Source organism: Mesorhizobium sp. B1-1-5, from assembly GCF_006443065.1.
Taxonomy (GTDB): domain Bacteria; phylum Pseudomonadota; class Alphaproteobacteria; order Rhizobiales; family Rhizobiaceae; genus Mesorhizobium.
On the sequence record NZ_VFWS01000229.1, the window covers coordinates 1 to 2476 of the forward strand.

Consider the following 2476-nt stretch of genomic DNA (forward strand, 5'->3'; position numbering starts at 1 on the left):
GCTGTGCTCGGTGCGCAGCCGGTCCATCACCGACCTGATCGCCGCATCGCTGATCCGGGTTTGCGCTCGCAGTTGGTCCATCGTTCGCGTCTTTCGAAACGGTTTGAAGCAATCGGCCGCAGGAGGGCCGCGCCGGCAGCGGCATGCCATAGACGTTCCGAAGTTTCCACAGAAACTTGAATACATAAGTCATCTTATATATTGAACCGCTACGTCCCGTTGGCGGCCAGGTCCGGCCTCGGCCTGTTGGAAGGGCACGCACGTCGGCGACGACGTCAGACGGAACGTGGCCCGGCACGCGCCCGGCTGTCGGCATGGCTTTCGGTACGGCTGTCGTAAGCAGATGAGTTGTCCGGATTAGGTAGCACGTGAGTTGTCCGGTTTTATCGCCAGCGGATGGAGGCTGGGGATGAAGCGGACGGCATGGCTACAGGACCGGAGAATGCAAAAGTTTCGGGACGTATTGAGCCGCTGGAATGGTGGCGATCTTTCGATGATGGAGGCAGGCGAGTTGCTTGGCATGTCGGAGCGGCAATTCCGACGCTACCGCGACCGGTACGAAGAGGCTGGGGACGCTGGGTTGCTGGATCGGCGCTTGGGCAAGCTTTCGACGCGTCGGGTGCCGGCGGAAGCGATTGAGGAGATGCTGGAGCTTTACCGTCATCGCTACCTCGGCTGGAATGTGAAGCATTTCCACGAGCACCTGCTGCGCGATCACCATTTCAGCTGGGGCTACACCTTCATCAAGACGCAGCTCCACGCGGCGGGCCTTGTGGAACGGGCCAAGCGGCGCGGTGCTCACCGGCGCAAGCGGGAGAGGAAGCCTTGCGAGGGGATGATGCTGCATCAGGATGGCAGCCGTCATCGATGGCTGGTGGGTGAGCCGATGCTGGACCTGATCGTGACGATGGACGATGCGACGAGCACGATCTATTCGGCCTTCCTGATCGAGGAGGAAGGCACGGCGTCGAGCTTTCAGGGCCTTCTGGAGACATTCGTCGCCAAGGGATTGCCATCGAGCCTCTACAGCGATCGCGGCAGCCACTATTTCGTGACGCTGAAAGCCGGCGAGGCGGTCGACAAAAGCCGGCTGACCCAGGTCGGCCGGGCGCTCGAGCGGCTGGGTATCGAACATATTCCAGCCTATTCCCCTGAAGCGCGAGGCCGCTCGGAGCGGATGTTCTCCACCTTGCAGGATCGGCTGCCGAGGGAGCTGGCGCTGGCCGGAATTGCCGACATCGAGGCCGCCAACCGGTTCATCGCACAGACCTACCTACCAGCTCACAATGCCCGCTTCGCCAGGCCGGCCGCGGTCGAGGACAGCGCCTTTGTCGCCGCAGACCCGCAACAACTGGCCCAGATCCTGTGCATCGAGGAGGAGCGCGTCGTTGCCCGCGACAACACGGTCGCCTTCGCGCGGCTGCGATTGCAGCTGCCGCAGAGCCCGATCCGGCATCACTTCGTCAAAGCCACCGTCAAGGTCAGGCACTACCCGGATGGAACCCTCGCGATCTTTCACGGGCCGCGCCGCATCGCTCGCTACAGCCCTGACGGCGCCGAAATCGAAGACACTTGCCCCATCAGGCAAGCCGCGTGAACCGCTTCGACGCCAAAACAGAAGCGGACAGATCATGTGCTACCAAACCGGACAACTTGATTAGCTACCGACAGCCCGACGCGCCTTGCCGCCGTCACGGAAGCCAATGCCTGTCGGCATTCACACGTGTTCCGCCTCCAGAACGATGGTTTTCTTCCAATCTCCCGTGGTGTTCCACCAGCGATTCGGATTGGCGCGGTCGTCCAGTCCCTTGGAACGGCTGGCAAGGACCGGCTGACTGCGGATCACCGGTTCCTGGTAGCTGTGCGCCTGAAAGATCGCTTCTACGACGCGCGCCGCCAATTCCTGGTCATCGGGCAATTCGAACGAAACCTCGACCGTGCCGGGGCGCCGCCGCAATTCGGTCTCGGCGCCGGCGGCTGCGCCGTCAAGTGGCCGGTAGCGCTCGATGCCATGCGCCGACTGGTAGGCGTTGCGGTCATATTTACCCATGGCCAGCGGCGCCAGCGCCACCACGGCGTCCATGATGCGGTCGACATCCGCGGCCGGCGCCTGGAAAGTGACAAGCAGGAGCAGCGTCATCCGCAATGATGTGGTTTCAAAGCCGCTGTCGATCATCGGAGTCTCCTCAACTTCAGGTGTTTTGAGGTCTCCGTATAAACCGTGGCTGCTGACACGGTTCTGTCAGCCGCCAGTCATCCGTGGGTAGCCAGTTATGGGCCAGCCGGTAGTGGGCGATCGTGAATCCGGTTTGCGCCGGTGGCGGCTTACAAGATCTTGCGGACCAACCTGACGCTGGCAAGAACCATGTAGGCGGCGAAGAACAGGCCGAGCGACCAGCCGAAGCCAGAGGGACCGAACGCATCCATGCCGATGCCTATCGCCTGCGGGCCGAGCACCATGCCGACGCCGTAGCAC

At 62.4% G+C, this 2476-nt stretch carries 3 protein-coding genes and 1 pseudogene; 2 read left to right on the top strand and 2 right to left on the bottom strand.

What is annotated here, in order from left to right:
* Window positions 1–205, top strand: a 205-nt coding sequence (locus tag FJ980_RS35105; RefSeq protein ID WP_210243771.1) for a hypothetical protein, incomplete at its 5' end; no start/stop codon positions are given.
* A gap of 204 nt (window positions 206–409) precedes the next feature.
* On the top strand, window positions 410–1597 hold the full coding sequence (locus FJ980_RS29750) for an ISNCY family transposase (protein WP_210243772.1): 1188 nt from the start codon (window positions 410–412) through the stop codon (window positions 1595–1597).
* A gap of 120 nt (window positions 1598–1717) precedes the next feature.
* Here the strand turns inward: FJ980_RS29750 and FJ980_RS29755 are convergent, their stop codons facing one another.
* The gene (locus tag FJ980_RS29755; protein WP_140547193.1) at window positions 1718–2176 is read right to left on the bottom strand and encodes a hypothetical protein; all 459 of its coding nucleotides are present in this window, start codon (window positions 2174–2176) and stop codon (window positions 1718–1720) included.
* 149 nt (window positions 2177–2325) lie between these two features.
* Window positions 2326–2476 (bottom strand): annotated as a pseudogene (locus tag FJ980_RS35555) (MFS transporter); the annotation flags it as partial.